The organism is Curtobacterium sp. AC272, from assembly GCF_979258155.1.
Genome location: NZ_OZ409838.1, coordinates 2154175 through 2168654, shown reverse-complemented (window position 1 = coordinate 2168654; position 14480 = coordinate 2154175). Strand labels below are relative to the sequence as shown.

Here is a 14480-nt window from a genome sequence, read left to right as displayed (position 1 = left end):
CGCCCGAGACCTGGGAGTCCACCCCTGTTCGGGTGACACCGAAAAGCAGGTGAGGTTAGCCTTACCTAACGTGACACCCATCGAACTGCTGACCACTGCCAACGCCGAGCGCTACCGGTCGACCGTCGGGTCGACGGTGGACCAGCTCGCCGACCGACTCGCCACCGTCGACCGCCCGACGACCGCGACCGCCCCGGACGCGCTGCACGACCGGGTGCGCGCGGTCGACCTGGACGCCGCTCCCGTCGGGACGGAACAGGCGCTCGCCGAACTCGACGACCTGTTCGTCCGCGAGGCCGTGTGGTTCCACGACCCCGGCTACCTCGCGCACCTGAACTGCCCGGTCGCGCTGCCCGCGGTCGCCGCCGAGTCCGTCCTCGCCGCGGTGAACCCGTCGGTCGACACCTGGGACCAGTCCCGCATCGGCACGGACATCGAACGCCATGTGGTCGACTGGCTGGCCCGCCGGGCTGGGTTCGCTGCCGGCGACGGGGTGTTCACCTCGGGCGGATCGCAGTCCAACCTGCAGGCACTGCTGCTGGCGCGCGAAGCGGTCGGTGTGGCCGGAACCGTGTTCACGACGGCGGAGACGCACTTCAGCATCGCGAAGTCGGCACGACTCCTCGGGCTCGAGGCCGTGGTCGACGTCGCCACGGACCACGCCGGTCGGATGCGACCGGCAGCCCTCGCGGAGGCGATCGCCGCGACCCGGGCAGCGGGCCGTACCCCGATCGCGGTCGTCGCGACCGCCGGCACCACCGACCGCGGGGTCATCGACCCGATCGAGCCGATCGCCGACGTGTGTGATCTGGAGGACGTCTGGCTGCACGTCGACGCCGCGTACGGCTGTGGACTGCTCGTCTCCCCGACGCGTCGGCACCTGCTCGCCGGCATCGAGCGGGCGCGCAGCGTGACGACCGATCTGCACAAGTCGTTCTTCCAGCCGGTGTCCTCGAGTGCACTGCTCGTCCGTGACCCGGCCGACCTGCGCCGGACGGCCTGGTACGCCGACTACCTCAATCCCGAGGACGCCGCCGAGCCGAACCAGGTCGACAAGTCGCTGCAGACCACCCGCCGCTTCGACGCCCTGAAGCTCTGGGCCACGCTGCGCGCGACCGGGGCCGACGCGATCGGCACCGCGTTCGACGCCGTCATCGACCTCGCCGCCGCCACCCACCGGATCGTCGAGGAGCACCCCGACCTGGTGCTCGTCGCGCCGACGCAGCTCAGCACCGTGCTCTTCCGCTGGCAGCCCGCCGGCATGACGGACGACGACGCCGACGCCCTGGTCGCCCCGGTCCGCGCGGCGCTGCTCGCCGAGGGCCGGGTCCTCATCGCGAAGACCGTGATCGACGGCCGACCCTGCAACAAGCTGACGCTGCTCAACCCCGAGACCACCCCGGCGCAGATGCGCGCGTCGCTCGACCACGTCGCCGCGACCGCGGAGCGTGTCCGAGTCGTCACCACCACCCCGGAAGGAGCGATCCGATGAGCCACGACGAGCAGCCCGTCCACGACCTGATCGGCATCGGCATCGGCCCGTTCAACCTCGGCCTCGCCTGCCTCACCGACCCGCTCGACGACCTCGACGCGGTGTTCCTCGACGCCGCCGACGGGTTCGCCTGGCACCACGGCATGATGCTCGACGACGCCACGATCCAGGTGCCCTTCATGGCGGACCTGGTGACGATGGCCGACCCGACCTCGCCGTTCTCGTTCCTCGCCTGGCTCAAGGAGACCGGCCGCCTGTACCCGTTCTACATCCGCGAGGACTTCCACCCCCTGCGCAGCGAGTACGACGCCTACTGCCGCTGGGCCGCCGACCGGCTCGGCACCCTCCGGTGGGGCCGGTCCGTCACGGCAGTCGAGCACGACCCGGCGACGGACGTGTTCACGGTGCACGCCGAGACCGATCAGGGTCCCGAGACGTACCGCGCACGCCACGTCGTGGTCGGCATCGGTACGGAGCCGTCGGTCCCCGCCCCGCTGCGCGGGATCGCCGGACCGGTCATCCACTCCGCCGAGTTCCTGCCGAACCGCGACGCGCTCCGCGGTGCCGCCTCGATCGCGGTGATCGGCAGCGGGCAGTCCGCCGCCGAGGTCTACCGCGAGCTGCTCGAGGACCTGCGCCAGGACGACTACCGGCTCGACTGGATCACCCGGTCGCCGCGGTTCTTCCCGATGGAGGACACGAAGCTCACGCTCGAGATGACGAGTCCGGACTACACGGACCACTTCCACGGCCTGCCCGAGGGGGAGCGCGACCGCCTCGGGCGCGAGCAGCGCGGACTCTACAAGGGCATCAGCGCGGACCTCGTCGACGAGCTCTACGACCAGCTGTACCGCATCAGCGCTCGAGGCCCGATCCCGACGACCCTGCGCACCGAGACGAGTGTCGTCGACGCCGAGTGGCTCGCCGACCGGGGGACGTACCGGCTGATGCTCCGCCACGAGCAGCTCGGCGAGACGTACGAGCACGAGGTCGAGCGGCTCGTCCTGGCGACCGGGTACACGCCGCGCACACCACGGTTCCTCGACCCCGTCGAGCACCTCGTCGCCCGTGACTCCCGTGGTCGCCTGGCCGTCGCGCGCGATCACCACGTCGACACGCTCGGCGGACGCATCTGGGTGCAGAACGCCGAGGAGCACACGCACGGCCTGACCGCGCCCGACCTCGGCATGGGTGCGTGGCGGAACGCATCGATCATCCGGTCCGTCACGGGTCGCCCCGTGTACGGCCTGGAGGCCCGGATCGCCTTCCAGGAGTTCGGCCTGCCCGCCACGGACCAGTCCACCACCCCACCCGACGGCGCGCACCGCGCGCCGGCCCGGCAGGCGACCGAGCGCACGGAGGTGCCCGCATGAGCGCGCACGTGACGGGCACTGCACTGGCCGGTGCGCCCGAGGCGACGGTGTCTGCCGGAGCCGCTCCGGGCCTCCTGGCCGTCGAACCCGTGGACCCGGACCGCGACGCCGCCGTCGTCCGGTCGTGGCTCGCCCACCCGGCGTCGTCGTGGTGGGAGATGGGGCACCTCGACGTGGCAGAGGTCCGCGACTACCTGGCCGGCGTGCAGGCGGACCCGGCGCAGGCTGCGTGGCTCGGCCGACGCGACGGTGAGCCGTGCTTCCTGGTCGAGACCTACGACCCCGCCGCCGTCCTGCTCACCGACGTGTGGGCGGCGGAGCCCGGCGACGTCGGTATGCACCTGCTCGTCGCACCGGTGCCGGCCAGCGGCCGCGTGCACGGACTGACGAGCGCCGTGATGCGCGCCGTCGTCGAGCACTGCCGCGACGTCCTCGGTGCACGCCGGGTCGTCGTCGAGCCGGACGTCCGGAACTCCGCGGTGCAGGCGAAGAACACCGAGGTGGGCTTCCGCGCCCTGCGCCAGGTGGACGTCGACGGCAAGCGGGCCCTGTTGTCGGTCCTCGACACCGACCGGATCGGCGTGCCCGACGACGACGGCCCGGCCGCGCACCTGCGACCCGAGCACCTGGAACCCGCAGAACGACACCTGGTGGCGAAGGCCATCGCCGAGTTCACTCACGAGCGGCTGATCGAACCCGTGCCGGACGGGGACGGGTGGCGGCTCGACGCGGGGGACTCGACCTACCGGTTCCGGGCACGGCAGCACGTGCTCGAGCACTGGTCGATCGACGAAGCCTCGCTGACGCGCACTCGCTCTGGGCTACCGGCGTCGCTCAGTGCGCAGGACCTCGTGCTCGAACTGCACGAGGTACTCGGGATCCCCGACGAGCTGCTCGGTACCTACCTGGAGGAGATCGCCTCGACCCTGGCGAGCGCCGCCGCGAAGCACCGGCGGGGTGGACCGTCGGCGGCGCAGCTCGCGCGTGGGCGGTCCGCTGCGGGCTCGGCCGGCTCGTCCGGTTCGTCCGTCGACGACGTCGTCGCCTCGTTCCAGGACGTCGAGGCGGCGATGACCGAGGGCCACCCGGCGTTCGTCGCCGCGAACGGGCGGATCGGGTTCGGGCTCGACGAGTACCGCGCCTTCGCGCCGGAGGTCGGCGGCCGCTTCCGCTACCGGTGGCTCGCCGCCCGACGTGCGCACACGCACCTGGCGCTCGCCGCGGACCGGACCGAAGAAGCCCACTGGGAGGCGGAGCTCTCCGAAGCGGTCGTGGCCGGGTTCCGCTCCACGCTGGAACGTCGCGGCCTCGACCCCGACGACTACGTGTGGATCCCCGTGCACCCCTGGCAGTGGCAGCACCGGATCGCCGTGACGTTCGCACCCGACCTGGGGCGGCAGGACCTCGTCGACCTCGGCGACGGGCCGGACGAGTACCAGCCGCAGCAGTCCATCCGCACCGCGTTCGACCACTCGGACCCGACCCGCTCGTACGTCAAGACGGCGCTCGCCGTGCAGAACATGGGGTTCCTGCGGGGGATGTCGCCCGCGTACATGCGGAACACCCCGGCCGTGAACGACTGGGTCGAGTCGATCGTCGCCGCCGACCCGACACTCGAGTCGGTCGGGTTCTCGGTGCTCCGGGAGCACGCCGCCATCGGGTACACCGGCGACGCCTACCACCGGGTCGACGTGTCGTCGCCGCAGCGCAAGATGCTCGCGGCACTGTGGCGGGAGAGCCCTCTGCCGCGGGTGACGGACGGCGAGCGACTGCTGACGATGGCGGCGCTGCTGCATCGGGACGCCGCGGGGAACGCCGTCGTCTCCGCGCTGATCGAGGTGTCGGGGCTTCCTGCCGACGAGTGGGTGCGGCGCTGGCTCGACGCCTACCTGTTGCCGGTCGTGCACTGCCTGACCGTGCACGACCTGGTGTTCATGCCACACGGCGAGAACCTCGTGCTCGTCGTCCGCGACGGTGCCGTGGTCCGTGCCGTCATGAAGGACATCGGGGAAGAGGCAGCGGTGCTCGGGCGGCACGACGATCGCCCCGTGCCCGCCGACATCGACCGGATCGTGCACCCGGTGTCCGACGACGAAGCCGCGCTCGCGGTGTTCACCGACGTGTTCGACGGGGTGCTGCGGTTCGTCGCGGCGATCCTCGACGACGACGGAGTGCTGCCGGAGGGTCGGTTCTGGGAGGTCGTGGGGGAGTGCATCGACGCGCACGCCGCCGCGCACCCGGAGCGCCGACGGCCGCTGGACCTGCGGGTGCCGACGTTCGAGCACTCCTGCCTGAACCGGCTGCAGCTGCGCAACACCCTGTCGATGGTCGACCTGGCGGACCAGTCGTCGTCGCTCATCCGGGCGGGGGCGATGGCGAACCCGATCGGGCGGTAGGGGCTGCGCCGCGGACTCTCTCGGTGCGAGGTTGACCACTCCGTGCAGCGCAAGAAGCGCGCACGGAGTGATCAACCTCGCACCAGCCGGAGCGGCGACGGCGCCGGTGCGGGTCGCTGACGATCACCGTCGAGTCCCCGAAGCCATCGTGGTGGCAGCGGGACTGACCGGGAGCGGACTCGACTACGGCTGCAAGCGGGTGGCCGACCAGGCGCCGTCGGCGAGCACGTACTGCAGGCGGCGGTGCATCCGGTCGCGACTGCCGTGCCAGAACTCCACGACGTCGGGTTCGAGCCGCCACGCGACCCACCCAGCCGGCCGCGGCACGGCGTCGTCGGACTCGTCGAGCAACACGTTGGCGTCGTCGATCAGGTCCTGCAGCGTCCGCGGTTCGAGCACGGCGGACTGGTCGGCGATGGCTGTGGCGGCGCGGGACTTCGGCGACCGATCGGTGAACAGCGCGTCGGATTCGTCGTCGGACAGCTGCACCGCCCGGCCCTCGAACCGGAGCTGTTGCATCGTCTCGCGCCAGTAGACCTGCAGCGCCGCGTGTGGGTTCTCGGCGAGCTGACGACCCTTCGGGCTGAGCGTCGAGGTGCCGAACACGAGCCCGCGGTCGTCGAGTCGCTTCACGTCGACCGTGCGGGCGGACACTCGACCGTCCGCACCGGCCGTGGCGAGGGTCATCGACTTCGGCTCCGAGACGTCGCGTTCGTCCGCGGCATCCAGCCACTGCTGCGCGAGGTCGAACGGCGACGCCGGGGGCGCGTCGAACTCGGGCAGGTGCAGGGAGTCGTCACCGGACAGGGAAGAGGACATGGGTCCACCCAACCGTGCTCAGTCCTGCCACGTCCAGGCTGCCGGGGGACGCCCGCCCCGGGGTCCCGCACTCGCTGGGAGGTCGACCCGGGCAAGCGCGGTGTTCGTACGGAGCGTCCGGTTGAGGTTGCCCGGGTCCGGTGTGGTCCCCGTCAGGGCGATCCGCAGCCGAGCGGCGTCCGCCGTGGTGAACGGATCGCCGAGCAGCGCTCGCGTGAACGGCAGGTCTGACCAGAGGAGGACCCGTGCACGCTCGAGCGCCGAGGCGACGATCCGGTCGTGGTCGAACGGCAGTCCGAGCGGGAGCGTGCCGACGTCGTGCCACGTCGCGTCGGCGTGCGCTGCCGGGTCGATGACTGCGAGGAACGCGATGCTGATCGCGGAGCTCCGTGGATCGCGGTCGGGCCCGTCGAACGCGCCGACCTGCGCGAGGTGGCGTACCGCCGTCGAGCCGACGCCGACCTTGGACCGCAGGGCGCGCCGTGCACCGTCGGCAAGGATCTCGGTGCCGTCGAGGAGCACGCCGGGGAGCGCTTCCTGTCCGACGTACGGTGCGTACGCCCGACGCGCGGTGGCGACCCGCAGACCGTCCGTCGTCACGAAGGACACCGGGACGACGTCGATCGCGATGAGCGGTTGGTCGCGGATCGCCGCTGCGGCATCGGTCACGCGGTGGCCGCCCGGCGGGTGGCACGAGCCGAACGCTCGTCGCGGAGCGTCTGGCGGACGTCGGCGAAGGACTGGAGGCGCGTGAAGCGGCCGTCGACCCACACCGGCTGGAGCAGGCTGCTCGCCTCGTCGTCGGCCGTGGCCTGGTCGGTCTGCCGGATCTCGCCAGTCTCGTCGCGGTGCAGGGCGATGCGGCCCTTCGCGCTCTTCTTGCCGCTGCCGGTCTTCGGGTCCTTCTGGATGTCGACGGGCTCGCCGTCGACGAGTGCCCACGTGGCCTTGACCGCGCTGCCGAGGTTGTCGCGGGTCATGTACTGGTACGTGTACGACCCGATGCCGAGCACGATGTTGTCGCTCGAGTACCCCTTGGCGGCCAGGCGCTCGTAGATGCGACGGGCACGGTCGAGCGTGATGCTGTCGCCGTAGATGACGCCGATGTGCTGGTCGAGGACCTTGAAGCCCTGCTCGTTCACGGTGTGCCCGAAGATCTCGTCGAGCAGTTCGACGACGCCCTTCTGCTCGTGGCTGCGGTCGGCGGCGAAGAGTTCCGCCTCGTCGACGCCGTGCAAGGTGCCGGTGACGATGTCGACCGGGTCGCCCGAGTCGGGGCGGATGACGAGCTTGCCGTCACGACCGGTGATGCGGTCCTTCAGCTGCGGCAGGGTCTCGGTGATGACCTTGAACAGGTCGAAGCCGTCGCTGACCGCCGAGACGATACCCGTCGGGTACACGTCGAGGATCTGCTCGAACGTCGCCAGCTCGCCGTCGGCGCCGCGGACGCACATCACGCTGTGCTCGGTGGCGGGCACGCTCGCGGCCACCCAACCGTTGTCGCCCGGGTAGTAGCGGTCGATGAAGTCGAGCGACGGCATCGAGTCGGTGCCGAGGAACGAGAGCAGGTGGCCCGCGCCGCCCGCTGCGGCCGACTCGATGCTCGACTGCCCACGGAACGAGAAGTCGTGCGCGGCGAAGTCGATGCCGGCCGGGACCGCGCCGGTGCGGGCGGCCCAGTCCTCCATCAGGTCGCGGTACTCGAGCGCCTTCGTCGCGACCGTCGACGGGTGCCAGATCGACGCCGACAGGGCGGTCTCGATGTAGTTGGGCAGCCAGTAGAACTCGTCGATCGTGTTCTCGACGGTCAGCGTCGCGACGCCGATCGGAGCGAGGGTGCCCTCGGGCAGCGCACGGATCTCGAGGGGCAGGTAACCGAGACGGTGCAGGGCCCGGACGTGGTCGGTGCCGATGTGGTTCGGGCCGAAGTAGCTCTGCAGCGCGTCGTCGAAGAGCCGGACGACCTCGTCTTCGTCCGCCGCGAAGAACGGTGCCCAGGCCTCGACGAGCGAGCGCTGGATGAACGCCTGCAGCCCGAAGACCACGGCGTGCGTCGACTCGGGCATGTGCGCGTTCGACCGGTTCGTCCAGTTGATGAGGATGCGGGTGGTGCCGGCCGGGTAGACCTGCCGGTGCGAGTGCTTGTAGCCGTCGACGGCCAGCAGGGGCGCGATCGGGCTCGCCGTGGTGATGCGCGGTTCGATCCCCGTGGTCGTGCGGGGGCTCTCGGTGCTCGTGGTGCTCGTGGTCTGCGTCATCGGATCTGCTCCGTCAGGTAGGGGGTGAGTGCGATCGTGCGCAGGCCGTCGATGGCGTTCTGCGCGGGGTACGAGTCGGTGGTGACGATCTCGCCGAAGTGGTCGGCGAGCTGTGCGGCCCGACCGGAGAAGACGCCGTGCGAGATCCAGAGGCTGAGGCGCTCCTTGGGCAGGCCCGTCGAGCCGGCGAGGCCCATGAACGTGCCGCCGCCGTCGCAGATGTCGTCGACCACCAGGAACCGGCCGGTGTCGGGGAGTGGCTCGCAGGTGAAGCCGTCGAGCTTGCCGGTGTCGGGGTTGCGGTGCTTCTCGGCGCGGTACAGCGGCAGCCCGCACGCCTCAGCGACCGCGGTGGCGCGGGGTACCGCACCCTTGTCGGGGGCGATGATGCCGGTGTACGGGTCGCCGCCGTCGTACTCGGGTGCGCTGACCACGGCGTCACGGACGACCTGCTCGCTCGTGACGACGGTCAGGTTGTCGACGAGTCCGACGATGACCGGCGAGTGCGGGTCGAACGCGATGACCTGGTCGAGGTGGAAGCCGTTGAGGACGTCGGCGTAGACCTTCGCGCCGAACGGCAGGCCGCGGTCCTGCCGGGCACCGGGCAGGTAGGGGACGAGCGCGACGGACTTCGATCCGCGCTGTCGCACGGCGTCCGCCCACATGCCGAGCATGATCAGATCGTCGCCGTTCGTGCCGCGCAGGGTCGCGATCTCGGTGAGGCCCCCGGCTCGGCGGTGTCGTTCGCGACCTTGACGTGGGCTTCACCGGCGGGGAACCGCATGGTGGAGAACGTCGCTGCCGTCTGGTTGCCCTGGGCGTCCCAGGTGCTGAGTTCGACTGCCATGGCTCGACCGTACCACGGTAATTGTCAATGGGACAAGAACGGTTCTTCCCGAACGATCCGGAGGTGCCCGGCACCGCTGACGAGCACCGTGTACGCCACCCCGTCGGCCGTGCCGTGGAAGGTCGTGTTCGCCCCCTGGTCGTCGTCGCGCCCCGTCGGGACGCGACCGTGGTCGGGCCAGAACATGGCGTCGATCGCGGTCGACGGCACCATGCCGAGCCCCTCGATGTGTCGCCGCAGCGCTTCGACTTGCCGTTGCCGGGTGAGCGCTGCCAACTCGGTGGGTCGGAATCCGGTTGTCGGCAGGCCCTGCGCGCGGGTGTCGAGCAGCACCTCCACGTGCGCGCGGGTCCGTCCGGTGTAGCGGCGTCGGAACCGTCGGACCCGCACCACGCCAGCCTCGTCGACCCGGATGTCGACGAGGTCCGACCACCGCACACCGTCCTCGTCCGCACCGACCGTCGTCACGAGCCGCACACCGTCCGGTTCGTCGGACAGCGCTTCGGCCTCGTCCCGTTCGTCTGGTCGCAGTGCATCGCCGACCAGCGAACGCACGACCTGCCATCGCTCGTCGCCGGGGCGTCGGCCACCGAAGAGTGCGGCACGGAGGCCGCCTCGCCGGCTCCGTTCGGCGACGAGCTGGTCGCACGGTGCCGAGACCGAGACCACCTCGTCGGCGTCCTCGTACGATGCGGCAGCAAGATCGAGTGGCGCGACCCCGACCGCCAGGCGCTGCTCGGCCACGGTCGTCAGGTGATCGGCAGCCGGAGCGAACACGTCGACCAGGTCCGCTGAACGGGGAGAACGCCCACGTCGGAGCCGGTAGGCGTGAAGGCCCCCGCCCTGGTCCCTCGCCATGCCGCTCGGCCAGACGTCGATCCGTGCACCCTCGACGCCGAGCAGCCAGCCGCGTCGTTCGAGCTCCATCCGCACCGTCGACAGGGCCTCGAAGGCGTCGTCCTCGACGGCGACGTGCTCGACACCGTCGACGACGACGGTCACTGAGTAGCGAAACCGGCCGTCCGCGCCGGACGGCTCGGAGCTCACGGTGATCATGGCTGGCGTCGTCTCGCCCTGGCGGTGCGCCGTTCGCGCGTACTCGGTCATCCGGGCGTCGATGCCGATGTCGGCCCGAGCAGGTTGCGGGCGGCCGTGCGCCAGGCACGGGGGACGGCGTCGAGGGAGTCGACGACGGTGCAGCTCGCACCGCCCGTCGACGCCTCGAGGAGCATCCATGCCGAGTGCGGCCGAGCAAGTCTGCTGACGACGTCCCCCCAGATCCCGTTGGCTCCCGACAGCTCGAGGACGCGGACGCCGGACGGTGCGAACGGGAGCAGACCTGGGCGCCGTGGATGCTGCTCCGTGATCGGGACGCCGTCGCCGTGTCCTTCGGCGGCGTCGACCTGCACGACGAAGCGACCGCTCCACTCGTCCTCGAGCAGGGACTGCCGGATCACCGGCCGCGTCGCGACGCCCCGCGTCGCCGGACGGTCCTCGGCGACCGAGTACGCGAACTCGACACGAACACCCCGATCGTGCGGTTCGGTGGCGGGGCGACCATCGGACTCGATCGCCAGGGAGAGGCCGTTCGGAACCGGTACGGCCCGGACCGTCGTCTGACGGGTACTCGCGCGCCAGGTCAGCATCAGGACACGTGGCTGTCGGGCCGCCCGAGCACCCACGCCTGCTCCGGTGAGGACCGGCGATCGGTCACGAAGACGGGCAGGGGCACGAGCGATGCGGCCTGGACCCGGACGCGTCCGAGTTCGTCGGCGTCATCCGTGTCGACGAGTACCACGATCCGCTCGGACGCCCGTTCGACGATGACACCGACCGTGCTGATCGCCGCCCCGTCGTACTGTTCGCGGAAGTCGGTCACCGCCGGGTACTGCTCCGGCTTCGGGGCACCGACGACGACGTCGAACCCCGCCGGGAACGGGCTCGCCGCTCGGACGAGTGCCGCCGTCGTCCATGCGTCGAGTTCGAGGGGCATCGTCGGCCCCACCGCCAGCGTCGACGGGACGCCGGATCGGCCGGCCTGGTCGAGGAGCACCCCCACGGGCAGACCATCCGGTTGCGGGCTGACGACTCCGTCCACGATCACCGCGGGGATCATCGACGTGATCGCCAGGTCGCGGGGTGAGAGCACCGGCGCGCGGTCCCGCGACCCACCGACGATCCGGTCGATGTCCTCGGGCAGCAGGACCTGCTCGTCGGGCTGGCCGGGCTGGAGCAGGAGAGCCACGTCGGCCGGGGTCGCGCGGAGCGCCGACCACAGCGTCGTGTGCAGGAGGACCGCGTCGTCCGGGGCCGCGGCCTGAGCCTGTTGCTGGTCGAGGAACGCGAGCGCGACGGCCTGGGGCGACTCGTCAGCCGGGGCGATGACCGCCGGGACGCCGTCCTCCGTCGCCAGCATCCACAGGTCCGTGTCGACCGCCCGTCGCCAGGCCGTGAGCTCGGCCGGGTCGCTCAGATCCACGGGCCTTCGAGTTCCCGTTGCGCGGGAGTGGCCTTCTTCCGCCAGCCATCGACGATCTTCGTCCATCGGTGCAGTGCCTTGGTGGTCTGCTTCGAGGGCGATGGAGCACCGTCGGTCTCGAAGGAGAGGACCTGGTCGAAGTACCCGGTGTCGCCGTAGCGCGTGAGTGCGGCTCCGGGGCCGATCTGCGAGACGACTTCGGCGCCGCGGGGGAAGGTGAAGAGCCCTTGTGCCATCGAGGGTTCGTTGCGGACATCCACGAGTCGGCCGAGGTCACTCGACCGGATCACAATGGTCGTCAGCGAGCCGTACGCGAGCAGGCGCGGCGGAGTCCCACCGGCGCGGGTGTCGACGCGCCCGTCGATGTGGTCGTTGAGCAGGAACTGGTGACGTGCGCCGACTCGGACGTCGACTTCGGGGTCGAGCGCGTCGAGGAGCAGCGCCAGGAGTTTCGCCCGTGCGACGAGATCCGGGAGCGTTGCGTCAGGGGACCACCGAGGTGCCGTGCCGTAATCGATGACCAGCCGGCCGTCATCGGAGAACGACCGATCGGCGACCGGTCCCACGACGAGGACGTCCGGGAAGCCCTCGTGGATCATTCGTTGCTCCCGACGAGCGGCTGCGTGTAGGCCACCGCGCGCCACGGTGCGTGCAGGGCTCCGCGCATACCGACCGACTCGGTGATCGACCGAACGCTCGGGTCCATGCCGGAAGGCCCGCCTGCCGGGAACGGCGATGGGCTGTCGGTCGCCATGCCGGAGTGGAAGTACTGCGTTCCACCGCCGGCGCCGAACTGCGGGTTGGCCTGCGCCGTACCGACGGCGTACGGCTGGTCCGCTCCGATGTGTGCGACTGAGACGTCTTCACGGTACGGGGTCGGGTAGTCGAAGTTCGCGCCGACCTGGGCCGATTCGTGGAACGCGGCGGAGTCGCCGCTCGGGGCGTTCGGGACGGCGTAGCTCGCCGACGGGCTCTGCATGCCGGACGGCGTCGAGGCGAACGCGTCGATCTGCGCGTGCGGGCCGGTCACGTTGGTCATCGAGTCGACACCGTAGTAGCCGTCGCCGCCCTGCCACAGCTGGCTGGCCCGGGCCGGATCCGTCCGAGCGATGTCGGACACGTGGGCGTTGTAGGCGCCGCTGACGGTGCGGTTGAAGGCGCGGTCACTCGCGGTGAAGGCGTCGGTGAGGCGCTCGACGATCGGCTTGCCCTGCGACCCCGAGAAGCCGGTGTGCAGCCCCTTCGCCGCATCGACGGCGCTGTGCACCATGTTCGCTGGGGTCAGGTAGCGCACCTGGAGCGCCATGCGCTCGAGTCGCCGCGTCGGGTTTGACGCGAACTGCTTCACCGCCAGCGGAAGCTCCTTGAGCGCCATCACGCCGTAGCGGCCAGCTCCGCTGAGGGTCCGGCCGGCGAGCGAGCCGAGCGATCCGGTCGAGCGGGCGAGCGAGAACGCCTTGCGTGCGTCGCCGGCTGCGGACAGGAGCCGTCCGGCGGTGGTGATCCCCTTCATCCCCGGGATGCAGTCGAGCAACGCGAAGGCGAGGTCCCACCCGTCGGCGGTGCCCTTCGACATCTTGTACAGGGTGTCAGCGAGTACGAGCAGGGCTGCGCCGAGCACGATCCAGGCGAGTGGCCCGCCGATGATCATGACGATGATGCCGCCCACAGCGACGACGACCTTCGCGATGGAGACGATGGTCTCCCACGCCTCGGACCCGAAGATCTTGTCCCACGTGGACTGCTTCCCCAGCCCCGCGTCGGCGGCTTCACCGATCTTCGTCGCGGTCCGCTGCTCCGCGTCCTGCCAGTCACCCTTCGCATCCGCCACGAGCCGCTTCGCTGCGTCGATCCGCGACTGCGCCGCCGCGATGTCGCCCTGCGCGGACGACACGGACCCCTGCGCGACAGCGGCGTTGTCGGACGCCGCCCGCAGCTGCGCCGGCGACGGCACGTCCACCCCGTCGGGCACGTCGGAGCCGGCCGGGTACTCGTCCGCGACCTTCGACAGGTCCTTCGACGCCGACTGGTAGTGCGACAGGTTCGACTGCGCATCGGAGAGCCGGTCCTGCGCCGCGGCGAGGTCCCCGGAGGCGTCCTTCGCGTCCGCGAGCGCCCCATCAGCCCGGTACTGGGTGTCATCGACCGTGTCCGCCCACCCCGACAACGCCGTCGCGGCGAGTTCGTACGAGTCGACGAGCTTGGTCAGGTCCGACGGGGTGTCCTCGATCGCGTCGACGAACACGTCGGCTGCTTCACCCTCCCAGTCGGTCAGCCACCCGGACCCCTTCACCGACTGCAGCCGGGTCGAGGCGTCATCCGCCGCGTCGGAGATGCGCTGGTACTCCCGCGACATCATCCGCAACGTCGACGGATCACCCTTGACCGGATCATCACCCTGATCGACGACATCCCACCCCGACGGCCGCCCCATGACTACTCCGCCCTCGAGGCAGCGGGTCCGCCGCCGCCGTTCTCGTCGTTGACCTGCAGCGCCTGTGCGAGCTGCTCGTCGGTCTCGGTGTAGGTCTCGACGGACGCGCTGAGCATGTCCGCCAGCGCCTTCGTCGAGTCGCTGATCTTGTCGCGCTTGTCGCCCCAGCGGTGGTCGAAGTCGTGCAGGGCGTCCTGCACGGTGCCCGAGCCGATCTCGTCGTCGGACGCGTCGACGCGCTTGTGCGCCTGTTCGAGCGTGCTGTGCACGGTCGACAGGTCGGTCTGGAGCTCCCCGAGCCCCATCAGGTCAACGAGCAGTCTCGAAGCCACGGAACAATCCCTCCCCGATCACGAACCGGAAGCCACCGCCACCGGAACCG

General features: G+C 70.9%; 14 protein-coding genes. 3 read left to right on the top strand and 11 right to left on the bottom strand.

What is annotated here, in order from left to right:
* The first annotated feature begins 70 nt into the window (after nucleotides 1-70).
* The 3 genes from ACZZ0J_RS11010 to ACZZ0J_RS11000 are packed head-to-tail and all read left to right on the top strand — an operon-like array spanning nucleotide 71 to nucleotide 5261.
* Nucleotides 71-1492, top strand: a complete 1422-nt coding sequence (locus tag ACZZ0J_RS11010) for a pyridoxal phosphate-dependent decarboxylase family protein (protein ID WP_463436888.1) — start codon at nucleotides 71-73, stop codon at nucleotides 1490-1492.
* Nucleotides 1489-2865 carry a lysine N(6)-hydroxylase/L-ornithine N(5)-oxygenase family protein gene (locus tag ACZZ0J_RS11005; RefSeq protein ID WP_463436886.1) on the top strand — a complete coding sequence of 459 codons (1377 nt, stop codon included), beginning with the start codon at nucleotides 1489-1491 and terminating at the stop codon, nucleotides 2863-2865. Before ACZZ0J_RS11010 ends, ACZZ0J_RS11005 begins: the two co-directional genes overlap by 4 nt.
* Nucleotides 2862-5261 carry a GNAT family N-acetyltransferase gene (locus tag ACZZ0J_RS11000; RefSeq protein WP_463436884.1) on the top strand — a complete coding sequence of 800 codons (2400 nt, stop codon included), beginning with the start codon at nucleotides 2862-2864 and terminating at the stop codon, nucleotides 5259-5261. Before ACZZ0J_RS11005 ends, ACZZ0J_RS11000 begins: the two co-directional genes overlap by 4 nt.
* Before the next feature lie 183 nt (nucleotides 5262-5444).
* Here the strand turns inward: ACZZ0J_RS11000 and ACZZ0J_RS10995 are convergent, their stop codons facing one another.
* The 11 genes from ACZZ0J_RS10995 to ACZZ0J_RS10945 are packed head-to-tail and all read right to left on the bottom strand — an operon-like array spanning nucleotide 5445 to nucleotide 14430.
* Nucleotides 5445-6080 (bottom strand): pyridoxine/pyridoxamine 5'-phosphate oxidase, encoded by a 636-nt coding sequence (locus ACZZ0J_RS10995; protein ID WP_463436882.1) that lies wholly within the window; start codon nucleotides 6078-6080, stop codon nucleotides 5445-5447.
* 18 nt (nucleotides 6081-6098) lie between these two features.
* A complete protein-coding gene (locus tag ACZZ0J_RS10990) occupies nucleotides 6099-6749 on the bottom strand; it encodes a hypothetical protein (RefSeq protein ID WP_463436880.1) in 651 nt (216 codons plus the stop codon).
* Nucleotides 6746-8338: a nicotinate phosphoribosyltransferase gene (locus ACZZ0J_RS10985; protein ID WP_463436878.1), complete on the bottom strand. Its 1593-nt coding sequence runs from the start codon at nucleotides 8336-8338 to the stop codon at nucleotides 6746-6748. Before ACZZ0J_RS10985 ends, ACZZ0J_RS10990 begins: the two co-directional genes overlap by 4 nt.
* Nucleotides 8335-9012 (bottom strand): phosphoribosyltransferase family protein, encoded by a 678-nt coding sequence (locus ACZZ0J_RS10980; protein WP_463436876.1) that lies wholly within the window; start codon nucleotides 9010-9012, stop codon nucleotides 8335-8337. The genes ACZZ0J_RS10985 and ACZZ0J_RS10980 overlap by 4 nt, the downstream gene beginning before the upstream one ends.
* Nucleotides 9013-9014: 2 nt before the next feature.
* Nucleotides 9015-9185: a hypothetical protein gene (locus ACZZ0J_RS10975; protein WP_463436874.1), complete on the bottom strand. Its 171-nt coding sequence runs from the start codon at nucleotides 9183-9185 to the stop codon at nucleotides 9015-9017.
* Nucleotides 9186-9209: 24 nt separating this feature from the next.
* Complete coding sequence (locus tag ACZZ0J_RS10970; protein WP_463436872.1) at nucleotides 9210-10292, bottom strand: hypothetical protein; 1083 nt, start codon at nucleotides 10290-10292, stop codon at nucleotides 9210-9212.
* The gene (locus tag ACZZ0J_RS10965) at nucleotides 10289-10831 is read right to left on the bottom strand and encodes a hypothetical protein (RefSeq protein ID WP_463436871.1); all 543 of its coding nucleotides are present in this window, start codon (nucleotides 10829-10831) and stop codon (nucleotides 10289-10291) included. Before ACZZ0J_RS10965 ends, ACZZ0J_RS10970 begins: the two co-directional genes overlap by 4 nt.
* The gene (locus ACZZ0J_RS10960; protein WP_463436869.1) at nucleotides 10831-11664 is read right to left on the bottom strand and encodes a hypothetical protein; all 834 of its coding nucleotides are present in this window, start codon (nucleotides 11662-11664) and stop codon (nucleotides 10831-10833) included. Before ACZZ0J_RS10960 ends, ACZZ0J_RS10965 begins: the two co-directional genes overlap by 1 nt.
* Nucleotides 11655-12263, bottom strand: a complete 609-nt coding sequence (locus ACZZ0J_RS10955) for a hypothetical protein (protein ID WP_463436867.1) — start codon at nucleotides 12261-12263, stop codon at nucleotides 11655-11657. The genes ACZZ0J_RS10960 and ACZZ0J_RS10955 overlap by 10 nt, the downstream gene beginning before the upstream one ends.
* A complete protein-coding gene (locus ACZZ0J_RS10950) occupies nucleotides 12260-14098 on the bottom strand; it encodes a WXG100 family type VII secretion target (RefSeq protein ID WP_463436865.1) in 1839 nt (612 codons plus the stop codon). The genes ACZZ0J_RS10955 and ACZZ0J_RS10950 overlap by 4 nt, the downstream gene beginning before the upstream one ends.
* Before the next feature lie 2 nt (nucleotides 14099-14100).
* Nucleotides 14101-14430, bottom strand: a complete 330-nt coding sequence (locus ACZZ0J_RS10945; RefSeq protein ID WP_123936922.1) for a DUF6507 family protein — start codon at nucleotides 14428-14430, stop codon at nucleotides 14101-14103.
* Between the last annotated feature and the right edge of the window lie 50 nt (nucleotides 14431-14480).